Source organism: Roseateles sp. (assembly GCF_965262435.1).
Taxonomy (GTDB): Bacteria; Pseudomonadota; Gammaproteobacteria; order Burkholderiales; family Burkholderiaceae_C; genus Paucibacter_A.
Genome location: NZ_OZ253537.1, coordinates 3,796,460 through 3,820,877, shown reverse-complemented (window position 1 = coordinate 3,820,877; position 24,418 = coordinate 3,796,460). Strand labels below are relative to the sequence as shown.

Genomic DNA, 24,418 nt, shown 5'->3' with positions numbered 1-24,418 from the left:
GGCATCATAGCCAGCCCAGGCACCCCGGCTGGCTACAGCGACAGGCAAGCCTGCCTTCGTGGTGGGTGGCGCCGTAGGCCACGGTGATTTCCTCGCCCACGGCAATCTCCTGCAGGGCGAAGAACTCGATGGCGCCGCCTTCCACCGCGATGCGGGCATTGGGCCGGCAGCTGTGGTTGGTGAAGCGCATGGGGTCGCTGGAGCGGGTGGCGTCCACCGCGCGGCTGCTGGACAGCTCCACCAGCATGATGCGTTGGCGGCCCTGGGCGCGCCGCCGCGCCTCGGCCACGCTGATGGCTTCGCCGGTGAGCGCGCCGATCTGGGCGCCCGCGGGCACGGCTTCCGCCGCAAACACGCCGAAGCCATCGATGCGGCTGCGCCGCACCGTGACTTCGATCAGCTGGTAGGCCGGATGCGAGGCGAGGGCCAAGGCGGCGTGCCGCTCAAATACGCTTGGTCAAGGGGCTTCAGCGCAGCAGGCCGGACTCGAAGCCGTGGGCCGGCAGGTCCACACGCGGTTCTTGCTTCCAGCCCTTTTTGCGGTGCTCGACCACCACATTGGTGTAGATGCCGCCGCGCACATACCACTTGGCGGTGATGCGGATGAAGCGTGGGTTGGTGACCTTGACGATGTCTTCCAGGATGGTGTTGGTCACCTTCTCGTGGAAGGCGCCCTCGTCGCGGTAGCTCCAGAAGTACATCTTCAGGCTCTTCAGCTCGACGCAGTACTGGTCCGCGATCATGTCGATGGTGAAGTGCGCGAAATCGGGTTGGCCGGTCAGCGGGCAGTGGCAGGTGAACTCGGGCACCTGGAACTGGATCACATAGTCACGCTCGGGGGCCGGGTTGGGGAAGACGTGCAGTTCTTTGCTCGGCGCCGAGGGCGGGTTTGGTGGCATTTCGCGCATCTTGGGCGTTGCCTTGGTGGCAGCCTTGCTGGGCTTGGCGGCCGATTTGATCGGGGCCTTGTAGGCCTCGGCGGGGAGGACAGCGGGCGCGGCAGTCTTTCGACGGGTGGAGGGGGCAGAGGGAGACGTGGTGGGGGTGGACTTGGCCATGGAGTCAATGCGGGGCGATCACCGCGTCGGAAAGACGCGACGACATGCCAAAAGATGGGGAGGGCCCGATGGTATCATCCAGGCCCGCTCAAGCCCTCGATTTATGGGCTTTTGTTCAAATAAATCAACAGCTTAGGAGGCTCGGTGGCTGGCGCCTTGGGTGCCGCCCTCCGGGTGAGAATGGTCTTGCGCCCATGCGTCTGAACTCGATCAAGCTCTCGGGCTTCAAGTCCTTCGCCGATCCCACGGTGTTCCAGCTGCCCGGGCAGCTGGTCGGCGTGGTCGGGCCCAATGGCTGCGGCAAGTCCAACATCATGGACGCGGTGCGCTGGGTGCTGGGCGAGAGCAAGGCTTCCGAGCTGCGCGGCGAGTCCATGCAGGACGTGATCTTCAACGGCTCTGGCAACCGCAAGCCGGCCAGCCGTGCCAGCGTGGAGTTGGTCTTCAGCAATGAAGACGGCCGTGCCGGTGGTCAGTGGAACCAGTTTGCCGAAATCGCCGTCAAGCGCGTCCTGACCCGTGACGGCACCTCCAGCTACTTCATCAACAACCAGCCGGTTCGCCGCCGCGATGTGCAGGACGTGTTCCTGGGCACAGGCCTGGGTCCGCGCGCCTACGCCATCATCGGCCAGGGCACCATCAGCCGCATCATCGAATCCAAGCCGGAAGAGATGCGCATGTTCCTGGAGGAGGCGGCCGGCGTCTCCAAGTACAAGGAACGCCGCCGAGAGACCGAGAACCGGCTCAAGGACACGCGCGAAAACCTGACTCGCGTCGACGACATCCTGCGCGAGCTCAACAACAACCTCGAGAAGCTTGAAAAGCAGGCCGAGGTGGCGGCCAGCTACCGCGCCTTGCAAGACGCCGGCACGCTCAAGCTGCACCAGCTTTGGTTCCTCAAGCACCGCGACGCTACGTCTGAGCAAGGCCGGGTCAAGGCCGAGCATTTGGAGGCTGTCAACGCCTTGGAATCGCGCATGGCGGAGCTGCGCCAGGTCGAGGCGGAGCTGGAGACCGTGCGCCAGGCCCATTACGCCGCCGGCGACGAGCTGCACGCTTCACAAGGCCGTTATGCCGAGGCGCAGCTGGAAGTCAGCCGCCTGGAAGAGCGCATCCGCTATGTGGTCGAGGGCCGCCAACGGGTCGAGGCCCGCCTGATCGAGCTGCAAGCGCAAAACACCCAGTGGCAGGAGCGTTCGGTCCAAGCCCAGGATGAGCTGGAGACCATTGCCGAGCAGATCGCCACTGCGGAGGAGCAAAGCGAGATCCTGGCCGCCCAGGCCGAGGAGCAAGCCGCCAATCTGCCCAACGGTGAAGACGCGGTGCGCGCCGCCCAGGGCCGGGCCAATGAGCAGCGCGCCATGGTCGTGCAGGTGCAGCAGCAAATCCAGGTGTTGGCGGCCGAGAGCCGCAGCATCGAAGAGCAAGCCCGTCAGCTGCGCACCCGCCGCGAGCGCCTGGCGGCCGAACGCCAAGGCCTGACGGTGCCCGATGCCGAGCGCCTGGGCGAACTCAAGCAGCAGAGCGAAGCGGCCGACGAGACCCGCGACATGGCCGACGCCCGTCTGCATGAGCTTCAGGAGCAGGTGCCACTGCTGGACGAGCAGCGCCGCCACGCCCAGGCCGACGCCAATGCCCAGGGCCGCCGCCAGTCCGAACTCTCGGCCCGACTCGATGCCTTGCGCGCTCTTCAAGAGAAGGTGCAGACCGAGGGCAAGCTCAAGCCCTGGCTGTCCAAGCATGGCCTGGACGGCCTGCAAGGACTGTGGACCAAGCTCCATATTCAAGCGGGCTGGGAAAATGCCCTGGAGGCGGCCCTGCGCGAGCGCATGAGCGCGCTGCAGGTTGGCCGCCTGGAGACGGTACAGGCCTTTGCGGCCGATGCACCACCGGCCCGTCTGGCGTTCTATTCACCGCCGTCCTCGGCCATTGCCAACACCCATGAAACCCTGGCCCGGCTCAGCGATTTGCTGCGCCTGGACGACGCCGGCCTGAAAGCCCTGCTCAATGACTGGTTGGAGGGCGTCTACACCGCGGCCAGCCTGGAAGAAGCCCTGGCCCAGCGCGCCCGCCTGAGCCATGGCGAGCTGATCATGACGCCGGCCGGCCACGCAGTCAGCCAGTTCGCGGTCAGCTTTTACGCGCCCGACTCCGAGCAGGCCGGCATGCTGGCCCGTGCACAGGAAATCGAACATCTGCAGCTGGAGCTGCGTGCCCAGACCCTGATTGCCGAAGAAGCCAAGAGCGCCCTGGTGCGCGCCGAAGCCGGCTACACCGAAGGCTCGCAGCGCTTGCTGAACCTGCGCCGCGAGGCCGGCGAGGCGCAGAACCGCGCCCACCAGCTGCATGTCGAGTTCTTGCGCCTGAGTCAGCAGAGCGAAGCGGCCAGCGCACGCCGCGGCCAGCTCGAGGGCGAGCTGGGCGAGATCGACGCCCAGGCCGAGGAGCTGCAGGAGCGCCGCGTCACCGGCGAGGCCCGCTTCGAAGAGTTGGACATGCAGCTGGCCACCACGCAGGAGCGCCATGCCGAGCTCGACGATGCGGTGATCCTGGCCGAGCGCCGCATGGGCGAGGCGCGCGAACAGCTGCGCGCGCTGGAGCGGCGTGCCCAGGAGGCGCAGTACAGCGCCCGCGCCCTGGCCTCGCGCCGGGGCGAGCTGCAGCGTGCCATCGAGACCGCGCAGCAGCAGGTGCAGACCAACAGCGCTTCGGCCGAGAGCCTGCAGCGCGAGATGGACACGCTCAACGATGCCGCCGCGCAGGCCGGCCTGCAGGATGCGCTGGCGCTCAAGATGGAACGCGAACAAGCCCTGGCCGCCGTCCGCAGCAGTTACGACGACCTCAGCCTGCGCCTGCGCAAGGCCGACGAGCAGCGCCTGACTTTCGAGCGCAGCTTGGACCCGCTGCGCGACCGCATCACCAAGCTGCAGCTGGAGGAGCAAGCGGCCCAGCTCGGCGGCGCGCAGTATATGGAGCAGTTGCTCGCCGGCGCGGTCGACCTGGAGGCGCTGGCCCTGAGCATCGAGCAGGGTCAGGTCAAGCTCTACGGCCTGCAGGGCGAGATCGACCGCATCAATCGCGAGATCGCTGCCCTGGGCGCCGTCAACCTGGCGGCCCTGGACGAGCTGACTTCGGCGCGCGAGCGCAAGACTTTCCTCGATTCGCAATGCGCCGACCTGATGTCGGCCATGAAGACCTTGGAAGATGCGATCCACAAGATCGATCTGGAAACCCGCGATCTGCTGGGCGCCACCTTCGACCAGGTCAATCTGCATTTCGGCCGCATGTTCCCGACCCTGTTCGGCGGCGGCCAGGCCAAGTTGGTGATGACGGGCGATGAAATCCTCGACGCCGGCGTGCAGGTCATGGCCCAACCGCCGGGCAAGAAGAACAGCACCATCCACCTGCTCTCGGGCGGTGAGAAGGCGCTGACGGCGATTGCCCTGGTGTTCGCGATCTTCCAGCTCAACCCGGCGCCGTTCTGCTTGCTGGACGAGGTCGATGCGCCGCTGGACGACGCCAACACCGAACGCTACGCCAAACTGGTGGCCGAGATGAGCAGCGGGACGCAGTTCCTCTTCATCTCGCACAACAAGATTGCAATGGAAATGGCTGAACAACTGATTGGGGTGACGATGCAGGAGCAGGGCGTGTCACGCATCGTGGCGGTGGACATGGACAAGGCGCTTGCGCTGGCGGAAGCATGAGCATGAGCCTGACCGAAATGCTGGCCGTGCTCGGTGGCCTTGTGCTGGCCGGCGTGGTCGGCCATGGCGCCTGGAGCGCCCGCAAGGCCGGCCCGCGCCGCGCCGACCCGCAGATGGAGCCGGTGATGGACGGCCAAGGCCAAGAGCCTGGTCTGGACGGCGACGCCGGCGGCCCGCCTGCCTCGCTCGACGAAACCATGCCCGCGGTCGGCCGCGTCGCGCGCAAGCCTTCGGCCCGCATCGACGCGCTGATCGACGCCATTGCCACCATCACCCTGGACACGCCGATCAGCGGCGAGATGGCCACCTCTCACCTGCCCGGCAGCCGGCGCGCTGGCACCAAGCCCTTTCATATCGAGGGCCTGAATGCCGAGAGCGGCGAATGGGAGCTGCCTCTGGCCGGCCAGCGCTACGGCGAATTCCAGGCCGGCGTGCAGATGGCGAACCGCAACGGCGCCATGAACGAGATCGAGTATTCGGAGTTTGTGCAGAAGGTGCAGGGCTTTGCCGATGGCGTCGGTGCCTTCGTCCAGTTCCCCGACATGCTCGACGTGGTCGGCCGGGCCCGCGAGCTGGACCAGTTCGCCAGCGCCCACGATGCCCAGTTGGCCGTGGTCCTGCGTGCTCGCAATGCCGCCTGGACCCTCGGTTATGTGCAGCAGATGGCCTTGCGCCACGGTTTTGTGCCGGGCGCCATGCCCGGGCGCCTGGTGCTGCCCTCGGCCGAGGAGGGCGCACCGCCGATTCTGTCCCTGAGCTTCGACTCCCAGGCCGCCTTGGCTGAAGATCCGCAGCAGTCGTCCTTGCGCGAGCTGGCCTTGTCTCTGGATGTGCCGCAAACGCCTGAGGCCCTGGAGCCCTTTGCCAGCTGGCAGGAGGCGGCCCGTGGCCTGGCCCGTGACATCGAGGCCGATGTCTGCGACGACCGCGCCCAGATTCTCAATCTTCATGCCTTCGCCAGCATCGGGCAGGAGCTCAGCACCTTGTACCGCGCCTTGGCTTCGCGCGATCTGGCCGCTGGCAGCCTGGCTGCCCGCCGCCTGTTCAGCTGAGCGAACCTTTGTCCTGAGGGCGCTTAGGCCCGGGCAAGGCCTCGGCTGCTCAAGTTGGCCCATGGCGCGCCGAAAAAGCGAGATATGCTTTTTTCGCGCTCCTGCTCTCAAGGCGCAGTCCGGCTGCGTTCGCTCGCCTTGTGCGGCCTTTGTGTGTTGGGTCAGGGCGCGGCCGTGGCTCAACAAGGCGTTCAGCCGCCTCAGGCGGCATCGGCTTCGCCGGGCCGCGGGTCGATCGCCCAGCAAGTCAATGACATCGAGGCTCGCTACGGCAATCAAATGCCGGAGCTGGTGCAGCAACTGAAGCCACTGGAAGCCGCCGCGCGTGCGGCCGGTGGCGATGATCTGCGTGTCTTCCTGGCGGCCTGGGGCTATGTCCATGGCGCGCTCGACAAGCCGACCGTGGCCGACGCCGCCATTGCCGAATTGCTGGCTTTGGGTGAGCGGGAGCGCCATCCGCTGGCCCTGGCTTCGGCCTATGCCTTGCGCGCGACCATGCTGCAATTCTCGGGGCGCATTGAAGCGGCCTATGGCTTGGTCGAAGCCGCTTTGCCCTTGGTCGCCCAGAGCCCGGACGCCGCGCTGCGCTACTGGGTCTATATGACGGCCGGCGACCTCGCTGCCTTCCTGGGTCGTCTGGAGTTGGGGCGGGCCCATTTCGAAGCTGCCGATGCGGCTGCCAATGAGCTCGGCAACGTTCGCCGCAGTGCGCAGGCGCATGTGGCCTTGGCTCCGGTCAAGCTGGCCATGGGTGATCTGGTCGGCGCGCGCGTCGATGCGTTGCTCGCTTACCGCCTGGCGGATGAGATCAAAGTCGGGCCCTTGATGATTGCCGCCAGCTTGCTGGAGTCGCTGGTGGCCGAGCGCTCGGATGACCCGGCCGCGGCCACAGCGGCCGCCAAACGCGGCCAAGACCTCGCCTACGCCATGCAGCGTCAGGGCTGGAGCGATGGGCAGGAGATCAATCCCCAGGCCGGTGGGCCGCGCTGGCTGAGCTCTCAGGTCCAAGTGCTGCAGCAACTCAGCGGCCTCTACCTGAGCGCCGGCAACTTTGAACAGGCTCGCCTCGCGGCCGTGCGTGGTTTGCAGCTGTCCGCGCAGCAGCGTGACGCCGAAGCATCGGCCCTGGCGTCCATCAATCAGGGCATGGCCTTGCACGGTTTGCGGCGCCCGGCAGAGGGGCAGAAATCGGTCGAACAGGGCCTGGCCTGGCTGCGTCAGCGCGACAAATCGGGACAGCTGCTGCTGGAACTCAACCGCTATGGCCTGCTGCTGGAGCGCACCGGCGACGCCGGCGGCGCGCTGCTGCGGCTGCGCGAGGCCCTGGCCTTGGAATCGGAGCTGGTGCGCAAGGACAGGCTCAACACCGTGCTGGACCTGCAGCAGCAGTCCAGCCTGGAAACTCAACAGCGCGAGCGGGAACAGCTGGCCCACCAAGGCGCCTTGCTGGCGAGCAGCCTGGAACGTCAGCGTTGGGAGCGCTGGATGGGCCTGGCCCTGGCCGGAAGTTTGGCGCTGGGGGTCGTGCTGACGAGCTTGCTGTACTTGCGCGTGCGCCGCGCAAATCGCGAGTTGCTGAGCAAGAACGAGGAGCTGGAGTTCGTCAGCCTGCATGACCGGGTCACTGGTCTGCCCAACCGCCGGGCGATCGAACGCGACACCGAAGCACTCAAGGACAGCAGCTTTGTCGGCCTGGGCATCGGCATCAAGCGCTTCGGCCTGATCATGGGCAGCCTCGGGCATGTGCTGGGCGATGCCTTGCTGTGCCAGGTCGGGGAGCGCCTGCTGGCAGTGGTGACGCGACGTGGCGGCACCGTGTACCGGCTCGACGGCCTGTCATTTGGGGTCTTGTTCAAGGGCAATAGCGAGGCTTTGGGGCTCGACGCCTTGCTGCTTGAATTGAGCGAGGCGATCGCACCGAGCTTCCAGATCGCGCAGCAACAGTTGACCGTGACCCTGAGCATCGGCGCCGCCGAGTACCCCAAGCATGGGCGCACGCCGGCCGATGTCGCGCGGGCGATTCAGTTCGCCAGCCACCGCGCCCGCGAGCAGGCGGGCACCTGCGCGGTGGTGTTCTCGGAAGATCTGATGTCGCGCCAGCATGAGCGCCTGCTGCTGGAGTCGCGCCTGTCGCAGGCTTTGGAAAAGGGCGAGTTCGAGCTGCACTACCAGGCCCAGTGCCGCCTCAGCGACCGGCGCTTGAGTGGCTTTGAGGCCTTGCTGCGCTGGCGCAGTGTCGACGGCCTGATCCCGCCCGACCGCTTCATCCCCTTGGCCGAGGCCTCGGGTCTGATCGTGCCCATCGGCCGCTGGGTGTTGCAGCAGGCCTGTGCCCAGGCGCGCGCCTGGCAGGAGGCGGGCCTGGGTGAACCCATGGTGGCCGTGAACATCTCGCCGCGCCAGTTCCAGCATCCCGAGTTCATGGAGATGGTTCGGCAGACCTTGCAACGCAGCGGCGTCAACCCGGGGCAGATGGAGTTGGAGATCACCGAAGGCGCCGTCATGGACGAAGCCGATGGGTCGACGGCGCAGCTCCATGCCTTGCGCGCGCTCGGCCTGCATCTGGCCATCGATGACTTCGGTACTGGCTATTCGAGCTTGGCTTATCTGCGCCGATTCCCGATCAACCGGCTGAAGATCGACCGCTCCTTCATCACCGACCTGATGCGGCGCAGCGAGGATGCCGCCATCGTGCAGGCCTTGATCCAGCTCAGCCACAGCCTGGGCTTGACCGTGGTGGCCGAAGGCGTGGAGGACCTGTCTCAGGAAGCCTGCCTGCGCGAATGGGGCTGCGACCTGATGCAGGGTTATGTCTATGCGCGCCCAGTGCCGGCGGCGCAGGCCAGCGAGATGCTGCGCCTGGCCCAGGCGTCACTTGAAGTCAGCGGCTAGACTTGCAGGCCGAGACCGAACGAGACCCGCCTTGTCCTCCAGCCTGCTTTTGATTGCGGCCCTGATCGCCGCGAGTGCCTTCTTCTCCGTGGCCGAGCTGTCGCTGGCCGCTTCGCGCCGCTTGAAGTTGCGCCAATGGGCCGACGAAGGCGACGCCCGGGCCGAGCGGGTGCTTGCCGTGCAGGAACAGCCGGGCCACTATTTCACGGTGGTGCAGATCGGCGTCAACACCGTGGCCATTCTGGGCGGCATCGTCGGCGAAGGCGCGCTGACGCCGCATTTCGAGACCCTGCTGCAGGTGGTGATGGGCGCGCAGCAGGCGCAGACCGCAGCCTTTGCGCTGTCCTTTGCCACCATCACGGCGCTCTTCATCGTGCTGGCCGATCTGGTGCCCAAGCGCTTGTCCATGAACGAGCCCGAGCGCATGGCCGTGGCCGTGATCGGGCCGATGCTGGGCTTGATCACCCTGATGAAGCCCCTGGCCTGGGCTTTCAGTGCCTTGACCGCCAGCCTGATCAAGCTGATGGGCTTGCCGGCCGAGCGCGACAACACCATCACCCACTACGACATCCTGGCGCTGGCCGAGGCCGGCAACCAGGCCGGTGTGGTCGCTGATGCCGAGCAGCAGATGATCGCCAATGTGTTCGAACTCGACACCCGCACGGTCGAAAGCGCGATGACCAACCGCGAGCGCATCGTCTTCTTCGCTCTCGCCGATGACGATGCGCTGATCCGCACCCGCATTGCCGATGACCCGCATTCCACCTATCTGGTCTGTGACGGCGAGATCGACAGCATCGTCGGCTATGTCGACGCCACCGACCTGTTCCAGCGCGTGCTGCGTGATGAGCCAATCGCTTTGCGTGCCGAAGGCCTGGTCAAGAAAGTGCTGATCGTGCCGGACCGCCTGACCCTGTCCGAGGTGCTGACCCAGTTCCGGCAAGTGCATGAGGACTTCGCCGTCATCGTCAACGAGTACAGCCTGGTGGTCGGTGTGATCACGCTCAACGACGTCATGAGTACGGTCATGGGCAGCTTGGTCACATCCTACGATGAAGAGCAGATCGTGCGCCGCGAAGACGGCTCCTTCCTGGCCGATGGCATCACCCCGATCAGCGATGTGCAGCGCTCGCTGGAACTCGACAGCCTGCCCCACGCCGGCCAGTACGACACCTTGGCCGGCTTCCTGATGGTGATGCTGCGCCGCATCCCCAAGCGCACCGACCATGTGATCTGGGAGGGTTGGCGTTTCGAGGTGGTGGACGTCGACAGCCACCGTGTTGACCAGGTGATGATCACACGCGTGCCGGCGGCTTCAGCGGCCGACACGGCAGACGCGGCCTGAACGCAGCTCCTCCGTTGAAAGAAACAGAGCGCCCTATGCCTCGCTGAGCTGGGTACTGAGTTGGCGTTCGCCCGGGCCAAGCTCAGCCACAATCGAGCCCATGAGCTCTCGAACCGATGACCCCACGCTGCGCGCCGCTGAACTGCGGGCCAGCCTGAACCACCACGCCCATCTCTACTACGTGCTCGACGCGCCGGTTCTGCCCGATGCCGAGTACGACAAGCTGTTCCAGGAACTGCAGGCCCTGGAAGCGGCCCACCCGGAGCTGTTGAGCCCCGATTCGCCGACCCAGCGCGTGATTGGCCAGGTGCTGGACGGCTTTGCCTCGGTGCGCCACGTCGTGCCGATGCTGAGCATCCAGACCGAAACCGACACCGAGGCCAGCGGGGCGCTGAATTTCGATGCCCGCGTGCGCCGGGAGTTGGGTCTGAGCGAGGAGGCATCGGCCATCGAGTACGCCGCCGAGCTGAAGTTCGACGGCCTGGCCATCAATCTGCGCTACGAGCAGGGCTTGTTGGTGCAGGCCGCCACGCGCGGCGACGGTGAGAGCGGCGAAGACGTGACGCAAAACATCCGCACCATCGGCCAGATCCCGCTGCGTTTGAGAGGCCCGAGCCCGGCGGTGCTGGAGGTGCGTGGCGAGGTCTATATGCGCCGCGATGATTTCGAGGCACTCAACGAGCGCCAGCGTGCGGCCCACGAGAAGACCTTCGTCAACCCGCGCAACACCGCGGCCGGCGCGGTGCGCCAGCTGGATCCGGCTCTGGCGCGGCAGCGACCGCTGAGCTTCTTTGCCTATGGCCTGGGCGCGGTTCAGGGCTGGGACCTGCCGGCCAGCCACAGCGGCTTGCTGGACGCCCTGGCTGCCATGGGCTTGCCGGTCTGCGCCGACCGCGCGGTGGTGCAGGGCGCCCAGGGCCTGGTCGAGTTCCATCAGGCCATGGGTGCCAAGCGCGACCAGCTGCCCTTCGACATCGACGGCATTGTCTACAAGGTCAACAGCCTGGAGCTGCAGCGCCAGCTTGGCTTCAAGACGCGAGAGCCGCGCTGGGCGGTCGCCCACAAATACCCGGCCCAGGAGCAGCTGACGCGCCTGAACGGCATCGAGATCCAGGTCGGCCGCACCGGCAAGCTGACCCCCGTGGCCAAGCTGGAGCCCGTCTTCGTGGGCGGCACGACGGTGTCGAACGCGACCCTGCATAACGTCTTCGAGCTGCGGCGCAAGGGCGTGCGCATTGGCGACCAGGTGATCGTGCGCCGCGCTGGCGACGTCATTCCCGAGGTGGTCGGTCGCGTGCCCGGTGAGCGCCTGGCTTATGTGCCCAATTTCCGCTTGCCGCGCGCCTGCCCGGTTTGCGGCAGCGCGGCCTTGCGTGAGCGAGGCGGCATGGACTACCGCTGCAGCGGTGGCATCTCCTGCCCGGCCCAGCGCAAACAAGCCCTGCTGCATTTCGCCGGCCGGCGCGCGCTGGACATCGAGGGCCTGGGCGACAAGCTGGTCGATCAGCTGGTCGATGCCGGCATCGTGCAGAGTCTGCCGGGCCTGTACAAGCTCGGCGTGGCCAAGCTCGCCGCTTTGGAGCGCATGGCCGAGAAGAGCGCGCAGAACATTGTCGACGCGCTGGAAAAGAGCAAGCGCACCACGCTGGCGCGCTTTCTCTTCGGCCTGGGCATCCGCCAGGTCGGCGAGACCACGGCCAAGGATCTGGCGCGTCATTTCGGCAGCATCGACGCTCTGATGGACGCCAGCCCCGAGCAGCTGCTCAGCGTGCCTGACGTTGGCCCTGTCGTGGCGCAGAGCATTTGTACCTTCTTCGCCCAGCCTCACAACCGCGAGGTGGTCGAGCAGCTGCGCGCCGCCGGCCTGCACTGGGAGGAAGGCGGTGGCACCTTGGCCGAACAGGGTCCGCAGCCCTTGCTGGGCAAAATCCTGGTGCTGACCGGCAGCTTGCCGACGCTCTCTCGCGATGCGGCCAAGGATTTGATCGAGGCCGCCGGCGGCAAGGTCAGCGGTTCCGTGTCCAAGAAAACGCACTATGTTGTGGCCGGCGAGGAGGCGGGTTCCAAGCTGGACAAGGCGCGCGAGCTGGGTGTCACTGTGCTCGACGAGGCGGGCCTGCAGGCCTTGCTGCAGGGCCAAGGCCCCGGCGACTCAAACGGCTGACGAAGCAGCTTCCTGCGCGTAGTCGAGCTGAAACTGCTCGGCAGGCACCGGGCCGCTGAACAGAAAACCCTGCACCTGGGCGCAGTCCAGCGCTTGCAAGACCGCCAGCTGCTCGGGGCTTTCGACGCCTTCGGCCACCGTGTTGAGGCCGAGGCTGCGCGCCAGGCCGATGACGGCCTCGATGATGGCGCGGTCGCCGGTGTCGCGGCCGGCGGCACCGATGCCGGCCACGAAGGATCGGTCGATCTTCAACGTCTGGATCGGCAGCAGCTTGAGGTAAGCGAGCGAGGAGTAGCCGGTGCCGAAGTCGTCGATGGACAGCTGCACGCCCAGGCCATGCAAGGCGTTCAAGGTGGCCAGGGCATTGTCGGCATTCATGATGACCGACTCGGTGATTTCCAGCTCCAGGGCCGAAGCCGGCAGACCGGTCGCGGCCAGGGTGGCTTGCACCAAGTCGACAAAGTCTCCTCGCTCAAGCTGCCGCACTGAGACATTCACCGAGACATGGTCCAGCGCCAGGCCTGCGCTCCGCCAGACCATCATGTCCTCACAGGCACGCCGCAGCATCCACGCGCCCAGCTCGTTGATGAATCCACTCTCCTCGGCCAGTGCAATAAAGCGGGCCGGTGCCACGGCGCCGAGCTCCGCGCTGTGCCAGCGGGCCAGGGCCTCGACGCCGCAGCAGGGGCCGACACCGCCAGTCGGAACGCCTGGCGCGCGAGCCAGGAACTTGCTCTGGTAGTGCACGCTGATCTCCCCGCATTCCAGGCTGCGGCGCAGCAGGCGGTCCATATGGGCACGCGCCAGCGCCGCCTGAGTCATTTCGGGGCGGTAGAAATGGAAGCGGTTGCGGCCGGCGCGCTTGGCCTCGTACATGGCGGTGTCGGCCGCCCGCGCCAGCTCGTCGGCGCTGCCGCCATCGCCCGGGTAGAGCGCAATGCCGATGCTGGCCGAGATCTGTACCTCGTGCCCTTGCAGCTCCATGGTGCGGCTCAAGGCCTGGATCAGCTTGTCAGCCACCAGCGGAGACTCCAGCGCCGCGTTCTCGCAATCGAGTACGCAGACGAACTCGTCGCCGCCCAGGCGAGCCAGCAGATCGCTGCCGCGCAGATGCGCCGCCAGGCGACGCGCCACTTCGATCAGCAAGTCGTCACCGACCGAGTGGCCGAGCATGTCGTTGACTTCCTTGAACTGATCGAGGTCCAGGAAGAGGACGGCCAGCTGCCGCTGCTGGCGTTGCGCCTTGGCGATGGCATAACGCAGATGGTCATTGCACAGCAGACGGTTGGGCAGGCCGGTCAGGGGGTCGTGATGGGCCAGGTGCTCGAGCCGGGCCAGCGCGGCGCGCAACTCTTCGGTGCGAGACTGCACGCGCTGGTCGAGCACACGGTTGACCTCCTGCAGCGCAGCTTCCTGGCGCCGCAGAATGCCCTGGGCGCGCTGCACCAGCAGCAGTTGCAGGCCGTACAGGCCCAGCATCAAGGCGAAGCCGGCCAGCACGGTGCGGCGATGCAGCGCGGCCAGGCGCTGAACGAAGGGTGTGACGTCCTGGTACAGCTCGATCACGCCGGGCGACAGGGCCCGGTCGGCTCCGGCCGGAATGGGCATATAGCTGCTGATCAGGTCGACCGTGGCCCTTTGCCCCTCAAAGGCATCGAAATTGTTGCGGTGGACAAGAACGCTGGTGGTGCGGCCACCCAGGGCGGCCTGGAAACCGGGGTTGTCGCGCTTGTCCTCGCCGATCTGCGCGGCGCTGCTGGAATAGACCGTCAGGCCCTGGCGGTTGTAGAGCTTGATCTTGATGATGTCGGCCCCGAACATCAGGGTTCGTGCTCGGGTGTGCAGCTCTTGGGCTTCGACCAGGGCCAGCAACTGTGCGGGCTCAAGCGCCGAGTTGTCGTGCAGGAGAGGCGCCAAGCGCTCTCCGAGCGCATGGATGAAGACCGCCGTCATGGCCTCGTTGCGGCGCTCGGCCATGTGGATCAGTTCGCGCTCCATCTGCGCGCGCATGCTCAGGGTCAGCAGCAGACCGACTGTTGCGATCAAGCCCAGCGACACCCAGGAGAAATAGCGAGTCAGCCGGAAATGCCCGGTCGGGCGCGGCGAATCTGGCACAGGCAAGGCGTCCGCCGGCGCCTGCAGCGCCTCTGACACATCGTTCTGTCTCGGACTCGATCGCATCACGCTCCCTCCGCCACCGCGGCCCGACGATGGCTCGCGCTAAGCAATGTAGGCGATTGTGTGCGCTCTGCGTGCTCGGTTTTTCCTCGGGCAGCGAGAGCCGGCTCAGCTCAGGCCGACGGTGGTGGTGCCAGCGTCAGGATGGCGGCCGCCATGCGCGCAGCTGCGCCGCGGTGTTGCGCAGCGAAGTCCAGGGCGTGCGCCTGCATCTCGCTGCGGCGCTCTTGGTCTTGGCACAGCAGCAGGGCTCGGCCCAGCCCCTCCCTCAGATCGGCCACGCGCAGCGCGGCCCCAGCCTCGGCGGCCAAGTCGGCCGCCTGGGCGAAGTTGAATGTGTGCGGCCCCATCATCAAGGGGCAGCCGCAGGCGGCGGCCTCGATCAGGTTTTGCCCGCCCAAGGGCGCAAAGCTGCCGCCAAGCAAGGCGACATCGGCCAGGCCGTAATAGAGGTGCATCTCGCGCATGGAGTCCCCCAACCAGGCATCGGCTTGCAGGGCTGCGGGTCGGGCTGCGCCTGCCAGCGGCTGCGTCGGGCCACGGTCAAGCCCGCCGCCAGCAGCAGGGCCTCGACTTCGTCAAAGCGCTGCGGGTGGCGTGGCACGATCAGCAGCAGGGGCCGGTGCGTACCGGGGGCCAGGTCTTGCCAGGCCTTGAGTAGAAGGGCTTCTTCGCCTTCGCGGCTCACAGCGGCCAGCAGCACGGGCCGGCCCAGCTGAGCCCGCCAGGCCTGGCCGCGCGCCAGCAACTCCGCATCGACCTTCATGTCGAACTTCAGATTGCCCTGCACCTGCACCTCGGCGGCACCGCTGGCGCGCAGCCGGCCGGCATCGGCTTCGGTCTGTGCCAAGACCAGGCGCAGGCGCCGGGCGGCTGGGTGGAGCAGGGCGGCGAAGCGTTGGCCGCGCCGCTGGCTGCGTTCCGACAATCGAGCATTGGCCAGCACCATGGGCAGGCCGACCGCCTCGGCGCGAGCTTGCAAGCAAGGCCAGATCTCGGTTTCCATCAACACGCCGACCGCAGGCTGCCAGTGCTGCAAAAAACGGCGCACGGCGCCCGGGCTGTCATAGGGTAGCCAGGCCTGCGCGTCGCCCGCCTGCAGCAGTTCGCGCCCGGCCTCGCGGCCGGTGGCCGTGCTGTGGGTCAGCAGCAGGCGCAAGTCCGGCCGGGCCTGGCGCAGGGCAGCCACCAGGGCCGCAGCGGCGCGGGTCTCGCCCAGGGAGACCGCATGGAGCCAGAGTCGGCCACCTGCCGTCTCTGGCTGCGCGTAGAAGCCGAAACGCTCGCCGAGCCATTCGCGGTACAGCGGTTCGGCCGCACCGCGCCGCCACAGTCGCAGCAGGTAGAGCGGGCTCAGCAGCTGCAGCAGCAGGCCGTAGAGCCCGAGTGCCAGAGCCTGGCCCAGGGTGCCGCTGCGGCCGGCGGTGTCAGCCTTGCTCAAGAATCAATGCCCGGCAGCAAAGGTCGCGTCGGGCTTGACGCGCTTGAGTTGGGCCAGCACGTCGTGCTCGATGCGGGCCAGGGCTTCGGGCGTTTGGCCTTCGAAGCGCAGCACCAGCACCGGCGTGGTGTTGCTGGGGCGGACCAGGCCGAAACCGTCCTCGTATTCCACCCGCAGGCCATCGATGGTGATGATCTCCTTGGCGCCCGGGAACTCGGCCACCTCCAGCAGCTTCTTGACCACCTCGTGGTGCTCGCCTTCGGCGCAGGGCACGTTAATCTCAGGGGTGTTGAAGCTGTTGGGCAGGCCGTTCAGCACGGCGCTGGGGTCGGCCACCTTGGACAGGATTTCCAGCAGGCGGGCGGCCGTGTACATGGCGTCGTCGAAGCCGTACCAGCGGTCCTTGAAGAAGATGTGGCCCGAGAGCTCGCCGGCCAGCGGCGCGCCGGTTTCCTTGAGCTTGGCCTTGGCCAGCGAGTGACCGGTCATCCACATCAGCGGGCGGCCGCCGTGCTCGCGGATCCAGGGCGCCAGGCGCTGGGTGCACTTGACGTCGAAGATGATCTCGGAGCCGGGCTTGCGCTTGAGGATCTCGGCGGCAAACAGCATGATCTGGCGGTCCGGCATGATCATGGTGCCGTCCTTGGTGACCACGCCCAGGCGGTCGCCGTCGCCGTCGAAGGCCAGGCCCAATTCGGCATCGGTCGCGTGGACAATGCGCTTCAGGTCTTCCAGGTTTTCCGGGCGCGAAGGATCGGGGTGGTGGTTGGGGAAGTCACCGTCGACCTTGGAGTAGATGTCGATCACCTCGCAACCCAGGGCGCGCAAGATGGCCGGCGCGGTGGCGCCGGGGATGCCGTTGCCCGAGTCGACGACGATCTTCATCGGTCGCTTGAGCTTGGCATCGCGCACGATTCGGGCGCTGTACTCGGCAATGATGTCCATGGATCCGACGCGGCCCTGGCCGCTCGTGTAGTCCTCGGCCTCGATGCGACGGCGCAGGCCCTGGATCTGCTCACCATAGACGGCGGCGCCCTTGAGCACCATCTTGAAGCCGTTGTAGTCCTTGGGGTTGTGGCTGCCGGTGACCATGATGCCGGAGCGGCAGCCTTCCTTGCTGCGCGTGGCGGCCACGTAGTACAGCATCGGCGTCGTCACGGCGCCGAGGTCGACGACGTCCAGACCAGTCGACTGCAGGCCACGGATCAGGGCGGCCACCAGGCTGGGGCCGGAGATGCGACCGTCGCGGCCCACGGCCACGGCTTTCTCGCCCAGCTTGCGAGCCTCGGTGCCGAAGGCCCGGCCCAGATGTTCGGCCAGCTCTTCGTTCAAGGAGCTGCCGACGACGCCGCGGATGTCATAAGCCTTGAAGATGGACGCCTGAACTTGCATGGATACCCCTGTGAGTGGAATTTGAGGGCGGATTGTAGGCAGACCGAGCGCTGCCATTTGGCTGGGGTCGCTTGCCATTCGTCGCTGCCCCTGTCCACCTGTCGCGTTCAGCTGGGTTCGGCGTGGGTGGCCGCGCTAGGCTGAAGCCTCATCACCTTTATGCTGCACGCCCATGAACCACAGCCCTTGGCAGACCTTGCAACAGACGTGGCGGCGCTTTTGGCGCTTGCAAAAACGGCGTGACGAGCCCTTCTGGGCGCGCGCGCTGATCACCATTGGCATCGGCCTGGCCTTTCCGACCGGCTTCATTCTGATCGACGCGGCGTTGCGCGGGCGCTGGCCGACCCATGCCTGGTGGCCGTCTTGGGTGCTCGGCATTCTCATTGCCTTCACCATTCACGCCATGTATCGGGCGACGGAGCTGCTGCTGTCGCAGGAGCGCATCGATCGCCTGCAGAACCAACCCAGTTGGCGCACCGGCCTGCTGTTCGCCGGCATTCCTGTCGTCGGCACGGCCTTGGGCATGCTGATAGCGCGCCCATTGCTGTCCTGGATGCTGCAGCAGGAGGTTCGCATCGAAGCGTTTGAGAGTCTGCAGGGTATCAGCAAGTTCCTGCTGATCTCGCTGGCCGTGTCGGTGATCTGGGGCCTCTGGGCGCAGATCCGCTGGCAGCGCAAGCACCTGCAGCTGCAGGCCACTGAGGCGCAGCTGCGCCTCTTGCAGGCCCAGATCGAACCGCATTTCTTGTTCAACACCCTGGCCAATGTGCAGAGCTTGATGGAGGTGGACGCGCCGCGCGCGCGCCAGATGCTCGAGGCCTTCACCGACTATTTGCGGGCCAGCCTGGGTCAGTTGCGTGGCGCTGACAGCACCTTGGCCCTGGAGCTGGACATGGCTCAGTGCTATTTGCAGCTGCTGCAAATCCGCATGGGTGAACGCCTGAGTTTCGAGATCGAGGCGGACAGCGCAGTTCGTGCAGCCGTGCTGCCGCCTCTGTTGCTGCAGCCGTTGATCGAGAATGCCATCCACCATGGGCTCGAACCCAAGGTCGAGGGCGGGCAGGTGCGGGTGCGCGTTTCCGTGCACGGGACCCGATTGGAGATTCAGGTCTTCGACGATGGCCTCGGTCTGGAGGCGCCGCGCCGGCCCCGCCGGGCGCCCCAAGCCGGCCACGGGCTTGCCTTGGTCAACATCCGCGCCCGTCTGCAGTCCCGCTATCCTGAGCAGTCCAGCCTGACCCTGAGCACCGGCCCGCAAGGCCTGGGCACGGTGGCCACGCTCAGTCTTCCTTTCATCACCACCGCCAGCCCGACCTGACACCATGACCCGTGCCCTGATTGCCGACGACGAAGCGCATCTCGCCCTCTATTTGAAGACCCAGCTGCAGCAGCTCTGGCCCGAACTCGAGATCGTGGCCATCGCACGCAACGGCATCGAAGCCGCCGAACAGATCGCCGAACTGCAACCCGATCTGGCGTTTCTGGACATCCAGATGCCCGGCTTGACAGGGCTGGAGGTGGCGCAGGGCATCGAGGGTGCGACTCGGGTGATCTTTGTGACGGCCTATGACGACTATGCAGTGGCCGCCTTTGAACACGCAGCTTTGGACTACCTGCTCAAGCCGCTGAAGACCGAGCGACTGGCGCGCACGCTGGAGCGCGTGCGCGCGAGTCTGGTGCCGGCCGCGGCCGATGAGGCACCTGCGGCCGTGCTGGAAGGTGGCCTGGCCGCCGCCTTGCAGACCTTGCTGCGTGGGAGCGCAGGTGCTGGTTCAGGTGTCGTCTCGGGCGCGGAATCTGGCGCTGGCCCTTTGCGTTATGTGCGCGCAGCCCAGGGCGATCTGACGCACCAGATCCCGGTGGAGGATGTTCTCTACTTCCATGCTGATGACAAATACACCGTGGTTCAAACGGCCCGCGGTGAGCATCTGATCCGCACCCCCATCGTCGAGCTGGTGGCCCAACTGGAGCCCGCGCAGTTCTGGCAGGTTCATCGGTCCACGGTGATCAACCTGAGCCATTTGGCCGGAACGCGGCGCGACGAGCTGAGCCGTCTGTTTGTCCGCTTCAAGGGGCATGAGCGCGAGCTGCCGGTCAGCCGCGCCTATGTCCATCTCTTCAAGGCCATGTGAGGTGGGCGCCATGAAGCCCTTCGATTTGGGCGAGCTCTTGCTGCTGGCGGCCATCTGGGGCGCCTCCTTTTTGTTCATGCGCCTGGGAGCCCACGAATTTGGCCCGGTGGCCATGGCAGCCCTGCGCGTCAGCGGCGCCAGCCTTTTGCTCCTGCCCTTGCTGGTCGGCCGATTTGGCGCCCAGGGCTGGCAGGAGCTGCGGCGCGAGTGGCGGGTGCTGCTGGGCATTGCTCTGCTCAACAGCGCCTTGCCCTTCACCCTGTTCAGTTTCGCGGCGCTGTCGATCACGGCCGGTCTGTCCAGCATCCTCAATGCCACCACCCCGCTCTGGGGTGCCTTGGTCGCCTGGGCCTGGCTGGGTCAGTCCTTGAGCTTTTCGCGCGTCATGGGCTTGTCGATCGGCTTTGCCGGCGTGTTCTTTCTGGCCTGGGGGCAGGCTGACTTCAAGCCCGGCGGCAGTGGCTGGGCCTTGCTGGCCTGTCTGGCGGCGACGCTGTGCTATGGGCTGGCGGCCAGCTTCACCAAACGCTTTGCCGCGCATATTCGGCCGTTGACGGTGGCGACCGGCAGCCAGGTCTATGCTGCTTTGCTGCTGGCCGCGCCGGCGTTGCAGGCTTGGCCGTCCGTGGCGCCGAGCCGCTCAGCCTGGCTGGGTGTGGTGATGCTCGCGCTCCTGTGCTCGGGCCTGGCTTACATCCTGTACTTCCGCCTGATGCAACGCATCGGTCCCAGCAACACCCTGGCCGTGACCTTTTTGATCCCGGTCTTTGCCGTGTTGTGGGGCTGGCTGTTTCTGGCCGAGGCCTTCACCAGCCAGATGGCGCTGGGCTGCGCCATCGTGCTGGCCGGCACGGCCATGGCCTTGGGGCTGATCGGCTGGGGCAAGACCCGCTGAGCTGGCTATTGAGCGGGTCCGGCTCGGCGTCTTTCAGGAGTGCGCGTCCGGGCTCTTGAGCTTGCGATACAGCGTGCTGCGGCCAATGCCCAGCTGCCGCGCCGCCAGGGCCAGGTTGCCCTGACAGGCGTGCACGGTCTGCCGGATCATGCGCATCTCCGAGGCGCGCAGGGTCAAGGTATCGGCCGTGGGCGCGGCGGGCTCCGGCAGCAGTGGGCTGAATGAAGTATCAGCCACGGTCGTGAGCTCGATCAGCGGATCCTCTGAAGTGAGTTGGATGGACGGCGCATCCGCAAGTGCCGCCGCTGCTGCCGTGTCCGCAGGCCTTGTCGTGACGGGCCATTGCGGGTGGCTGCTGGGGCTCAAACGGCCGTAGAGCATGGGCGCGGCATCGGGGTGACCGCGCGCCACCGTGCCGTGCAGCAGCAGGCTCATTGCCGTGTCGGGCTGGCTGCGGCTGAGTGCTTGCAGCTCGCCCATGTTCAGGCCGAAGATCTGCGTCAAATCGAGCCGGCGCAGCGCCGTGGCGGGCAGGTTCAGCAAGTCCAGGGCCCGTCGGTTGGCGCCCATGAGCTGGCCGTCCTCGCCCAGAGCCAGCACACCTTCGTTGAGCGTACCCAGGCGCTGCGGGCTGGCATGCAGATGCAGACGTGTGTGGTTGCTGAAGCGGTCGTTGAACCACTGGTTCTCGATCATGCGGGCCGAAATGCGGGCCAGCGCCAGGGTGTGCGGGTGGTAGCTGCGGCGGTCGCTGGAGACATCGATCACGCCCAGCAAGGCGCCTTTGTGGTCGAAGATCGGCGCGGCTGAGCAGGTCAAAAATTGCAGCGAGCGCAGATAGTGCTCGGCGCCATTGACCACGGTCGGGCGCTCGGTCATCAAGGTCGTGCCCACAGCATTGGTGCCCTGCGTGGCTTCGGCCCATTGCGCGCCTGGTGCCAGCGCAATCTGCTGCGCCCGGGCCAGAAAGCCCGCGTCTCCGAGCGAGTGCAAGACCACGCCGCTGGCATCGGTCAGCAGCACCATGCTTTGGGCATGGCTCAGCTGCTCGTAGAGCATTTCCATCAAGGGCAGGGCTTGCGCGCACAAGCGCGCATTGCGCAGCTGCAACTCAGCCAGCCGGCTGCCTTCGATGCGGTGGAGATCCGGCGCCTGATGGGGCTGCAAGCCAAACATCTGGCAGCGCTCGTGCGAACTTTGGATGGTGCTTTGGTGCAAGGCCTGGCTGTGCGCAGAAACGGCCGGCCTCACGGTTTGGGATGAAAACAATACCTGCCCCTGAATGCTTTATTTGATGGACCACTATCGGGCAAGCGCCCGAGGCTGGCAAGCGGGGAAGGTCGTGTTAGAAGGTCTAGCCCCCCAATTTGAAGCTTGGATATTTGAAAAACAGATGTCAGGCGTTGCTGGTTGCGCGCACTTCGCCCATTGTGGTGACTCCTTGCAACACTTTGACAATGCCGTCCTGTCGCAGCGAGCGCAGACCTTCGTTGAGCGCGGCTTGGAACAGCTCTTCGGCGCGGGCGCCGGTCTGGATCAGGCGACGGATGGGCTTGCTGACGACCAGCAGTTCATGGAGACCGGCTCGGCCCTTGAACCCACTGAATTCGCACTTTTCGCAGCCTGGGCTGTGGAAGTGCAGCAGCTCGCCATTGATGCCGTGCTGTGCCTGCCAACTGGCCAGCAGAGCCGTGCGCGAGGGGCGGTGCTCGGCACTGAATACGTGCAAGTAATCATCCAGCCATTCGTCTTGGTCGCTCAGGCTCAATGGCTCGCCAACCCGGCAGGCCGGGCATAGACGGCGCACCAGGCGCTGTGCCAGCACGGCGAGCAAGGAGTCGGCAAAGTTGAAGGGGTCCATGCCCATATCCAGCAGGCGGGTGATGGTTTCCGCCGCGCTGTTGGTGTGCAAGGTGGACATCACCATATGCCCGGTCAGCGAGGCCTCGACGGCGATCTCGGCGGTTTCCTGGTCGCGGATTTCGCCGACCATGATGACGTCCGGGTCAGCGCGCAGGAAGGCCCGCAAGGCCTTGGCAAAGGTCCACTCGATGCGCGGGTTGACCTGCACCTGGCGCAGGCCAGCCTGGGTGATTTCAATCGGGTCCTCGGCCGTCCAGATCTTGCGGTCGGGCGTGTTGATGTGGGCCAATGCCGAGTGCAAGGTGGTGGTTTTGCCCGAGCCTGTGGGGCCGACGCAGAGCACCATGCCGTAGGGGCGGGCCACGGCGGCCTGCAGGTTTCGCAAATTGTCCGGACTGAGGCCGAGCTTCTCCAGCGGGATCGGCCGCGAGGAGGACAGCAGGCGCATCACCACATCTTCCAAACCGTTGTTGGTCGGGATGGTGGCCACCCGCAGTTCCAGCTTGGACTGCGGCACATAGCGCGAGAAATTGATCTTGCCGTCCTGCGGTTTACGGCGCTCGGAAATGTCGAGCTCGCACATGATCTTGATGCGGGCGATCATGGCATTGCGGTAGGTGTGGGGCAGCTCCAGATAGGGGTGCATCACACCGTCGCGGCGAAAGCGGATCTTGACCTTCTCGCTGCCTGGGTGGGTTTCGATATGGACGTCGGACACGCCCTGGTTGCTGGCGTCGATGATCATGGTGTTGATCAGGCGGACCAGTGAGTTGTCGCTCTGTTCGATCGGCTGCTCGTCCTCGCGGACGCTGCGTTCCTGGCCTTCGCGCTCCAGGGTTTCGATCAGCTTGTCGGCCTTGTCGAGGCTGAAGTCGGCTTGAAATGCACCCAGGTTCAGTTCGCTGCTGCGCGCCATGGATTCACTGCCGTAGCGCTCATAGGCTTGGTGAATGGCGAAACTCAGCGAGCCGATCTTGGCCAACGTGGGCGTGACTTTGAGCTGGGAGATGAATTCGACCTCGTCCAGGGCATCACGTCGGGTCGGGTCCTCCATGGCCACGATCAAGCGGCCTTCGCGCAAGAGCAGAGGTAAAACTTCCAGGCGCTTGGCCACCGCATAGGGCAGCTTGACGATGGCCTCGGGTTCGAAGGCAAAGTTGCCGACGTCCACCAGCGGGTAGCCCATCTTGCGAGCCAGGGCCGATTGCAAGGCCTGACGGGTCACCACACCCTTGCGCACCAGCAGTTCGCCCAGCGGCACCGAGCGGTCATCACGCTGCTGGATCAGAGCTTGCTCCAGCTGCTCCTGCGTGATCAGGTCCAAGGCCAGCAGGGCCTCGCCGATGCGCACCATGGGCATGCGGGCCTGCTGGTCGATGGCTTGCACGAGCTGGTCGGCGGTGACGATCTGCTGCGCCACCAGAATGTCGCCGACGCGGCGTGAACGCAGATGCGATTGCTCCGACGCCGCCTCTTCGACTTGATCGGCGGTGACCAGCTGCTCCTTGATCAACAGGTCGCCGATGCGTTCACCGATCTCGAAATGCTCCAGGGCCTCGCGCGGGATGAAGACGCGCAGGACCGAGTCGTCGCTGTCGCTCAAGGGCGGAAACAGGAATAGGCCGAGGTCGTCGTGGCAGTGGCCGACGGTGATGCCGCGCAGCTCGCCGCCGCCCACAAAGTGCAGCTTGAACTCGCTGCGCGGACGGTGGTCCAGGCGCAGGACGTCGTCACTGCTCACGGCTCTGGCCGGCACCACGATGGGCCGCAGCAGCTTGAGCGCGCGAAACTGGCTGAACTTCAAAGGCATGGCGCTGCGTGCCGGTGGCACATTGATCTGCGCCAGGCGTTCGTGCGCTGCCATCAGGATCACATGGCCGGCACTGCGGCTGTTGTTGAGTCCAAGGATCTCGCAAGGCTCAGGGGACACCTGCGTCGTGGCCTGAGGATAGGCCGCATAGGGCGGCATGGGCCAGGCGAAGCCATCGGTGGCTCGGCTCTGCGCTCGCATGGCGGTGGCGGCCTCGCCCGCACTGGAGCCGGCCTTCTCGTGGGGCCATGGCAGTGGGGTGGACAGATCGGTCATGCAGAAATTCTCCAATGAGGGCAAGGCGCAAACCCGCTTCAGCCGCAGCTGAGCGAAGGGGCCGCAAGGCAGCACCATGAATGCTAAGGCCGGCAGCGGTGCCGACAAACCGGGAATAGGTCGGCGTGCCACATTCTCTTTGTTTTTTCATGGGCAGGCCTGGCCTTGCCTTGGCCCTCCCGGCTCGGGTCGGCCGTCAAGGCACTTGCCGGC

General features: G+C 66.2%; 14 protein-coding genes and 1 pseudogene. 8 read left to right on the top strand and 7 right to left on the bottom strand.

All coding sequences use genetic code 11. The features are described from left to right. Positions 1-4 precede the first annotated feature (4 nt). Both ACQY39_RS16455 and queF read right to left on the bottom strand, forming a co-directional pair. Positions 5-430, bottom strand: a complete 426-nt coding sequence (locus ACQY39_RS16455; protein WP_263520114.1) for an SET domain-containing protein — start codon at positions 428-430, stop codon at positions 5-7. Positions 431-467: 37 nt separating this feature from the next. Beyond that, positions 468-899: a preQ(1) synthase gene (queF, locus tag ACQY39_RS16450; RefSeq protein WP_263520195.1), complete on the bottom strand. Its 432-nt coding sequence runs from the start codon at positions 897-899 to the stop codon at positions 468-470. A 353-nt stretch (positions 900-1,252) separates the two neighbouring features. On the opposite strand from queF, the gene smc reads away from it, so the two are divergent. The 5 genes from smc (at position 1,253) to ligA (ending at position 12,218) form a co-directional block, all read left to right on the top strand. Beyond that, positions 1,253-4,765 carry a chromosome segregation protein SMC gene (gene smc / locus ACQY39_RS16445; protein WP_428508013.1) on the top strand — a complete coding sequence of 1,171 codons (3,513 nt, stop codon included), beginning with the start codon at positions 1,253-1,255 and terminating at the stop codon, positions 4,763-4,765. 2 nt (positions 4,766-4,767) lie between these two features. Then, positions 4,768-5,817 carry a cell division protein ZipA C-terminal FtsZ-binding domain-containing protein gene (locus ACQY39_RS16440; RefSeq protein ID WP_428508011.1) on the top strand — a complete coding sequence of 350 codons (1,050 nt, stop codon included), beginning with the start codon at positions 4,768-4,770 and terminating at the stop codon, positions 5,815-5,817. A 174-nt stretch (positions 5,818-5,991) separates the two neighbouring features. Continuing rightward, positions 5,992-8,709 (top strand): putative bifunctional diguanylate cyclase/phosphodiesterase, encoded by a 2,718-nt coding sequence (locus ACQY39_RS16435; protein ID WP_428508009.1) that lies wholly within the window; start codon positions 5,992-5,994, stop codon positions 8,707-8,709. A 31-nt stretch (positions 8,710-8,740) separates the two neighbouring features. Further along, entirely contained in the window at positions 8,741-10,054 is a 1,314-nt protein-coding gene (locus tag ACQY39_RS16430; protein WP_428508007.1) for a hemolysin family protein, read from the top strand. 100 nt (positions 10,055-10,154) lie between these two features. Further along, complete coding sequence (ligA, locus tag ACQY39_RS16425; RefSeq protein ID WP_428508005.1) at positions 10,155-12,218, top strand: NAD-dependent DNA ligase LigA; 2,064 nt, start codon at positions 10,155-10,157, stop codon at positions 12,216-12,218. Here the strand turns inward: ligA and ACQY39_RS16420 are convergent. From ACQY39_RS16420 to ACQY39_RS16410, 3 genes and pseudogenes are all read right to left on the bottom strand, one after another. Continuing rightward, positions 12,207-14,399: a putative bifunctional diguanylate cyclase/phosphodiesterase gene (locus tag ACQY39_RS16420; RefSeq protein WP_428508003.1), complete on the bottom strand. Its 2,193-nt coding sequence runs from the start codon at positions 14,397-14,399 to the stop codon at positions 12,207-12,209. The genes ligA and ACQY39_RS16420 overlap by 12 nt on opposite strands. Before the next feature lie 110 nt (positions 14,400-14,509). Then, a pseudogene (locus ACQY39_RS16415) lies at positions 14,510-15,801 on the bottom strand (3-deoxy-D-manno-octulosonic acid transferase). Between the two features lie 39 nt (positions 15,802-15,840). Then, a complete protein-coding gene (locus ACQY39_RS16410; protein ID WP_428508001.1) occupies positions 15,841-17,229 on the bottom strand; it encodes a phosphomannomutase/phosphoglucomutase in 1,389 nt (462 codons plus the stop codon). A gap of 172 nt (positions 17,230-17,401) precedes the next feature. Between ACQY39_RS16410 and ACQY39_RS16405 the strand changes: the two genes are divergently transcribed. From ACQY39_RS16405 to ACQY39_RS16395, 3 genes are read left to right on the top strand one after another with little or no spacing between them, the layout of a single operon-like run. Further along, positions 17,402-18,547: a sensor histidine kinase gene (locus tag ACQY39_RS16405; protein WP_428507999.1), complete on the top strand. Its 1,146-nt coding sequence runs from the start codon at positions 17,402-17,404 to the stop codon at positions 18,545-18,547. 4 nt (positions 18,548-18,551) lie between these two features. Then, the gene (locus ACQY39_RS16400) at positions 18,552-19,361 is read left to right on the top strand and encodes a LytR/AlgR family response regulator transcription factor (protein WP_428507997.1); all 810 of its coding nucleotides are present in this window, start codon (positions 18,552-18,554) and stop codon (positions 19,359-19,361) included. Positions 19,362-19,371: 10 nt separating this feature from the next. Continuing rightward, positions 19,372-20,256 carry a DMT family transporter gene (locus ACQY39_RS16395; RefSeq protein WP_428507995.1) on the top strand — a complete coding sequence of 295 codons (885 nt, stop codon included), beginning with the start codon at positions 19,372-19,374 and terminating at the stop codon, positions 20,254-20,256. A 33-nt stretch (positions 20,257-20,289) separates the two neighbouring features. Here the strand turns inward: ACQY39_RS16395 and ACQY39_RS16390 are convergent, their stop codons facing one another. Together ACQY39_RS16390 and ACQY39_RS16385 are read right to left on the bottom strand one after the other, a co-directional pair. Further along, positions 20,290-21,474 (bottom strand): GAF domain-containing protein, encoded by a 1,185-nt coding sequence (locus tag ACQY39_RS16390; RefSeq protein ID WP_428507993.1) that lies wholly within the window; start codon positions 21,472-21,474, stop codon positions 20,290-20,292. A 178-nt stretch (positions 21,475-21,652) separates the two neighbouring features. Beyond that, positions 21,653-24,205 carry an ATPase, T2SS/T4P/T4SS family gene (locus tag ACQY39_RS16385; protein WP_428507991.1) on the bottom strand — a complete coding sequence of 851 codons (2,553 nt, stop codon included), beginning with the start codon at positions 24,203-24,205 and terminating at the stop codon, positions 21,653-21,655. Positions 24,206-24,418 lie beyond the last annotated feature (213 nt).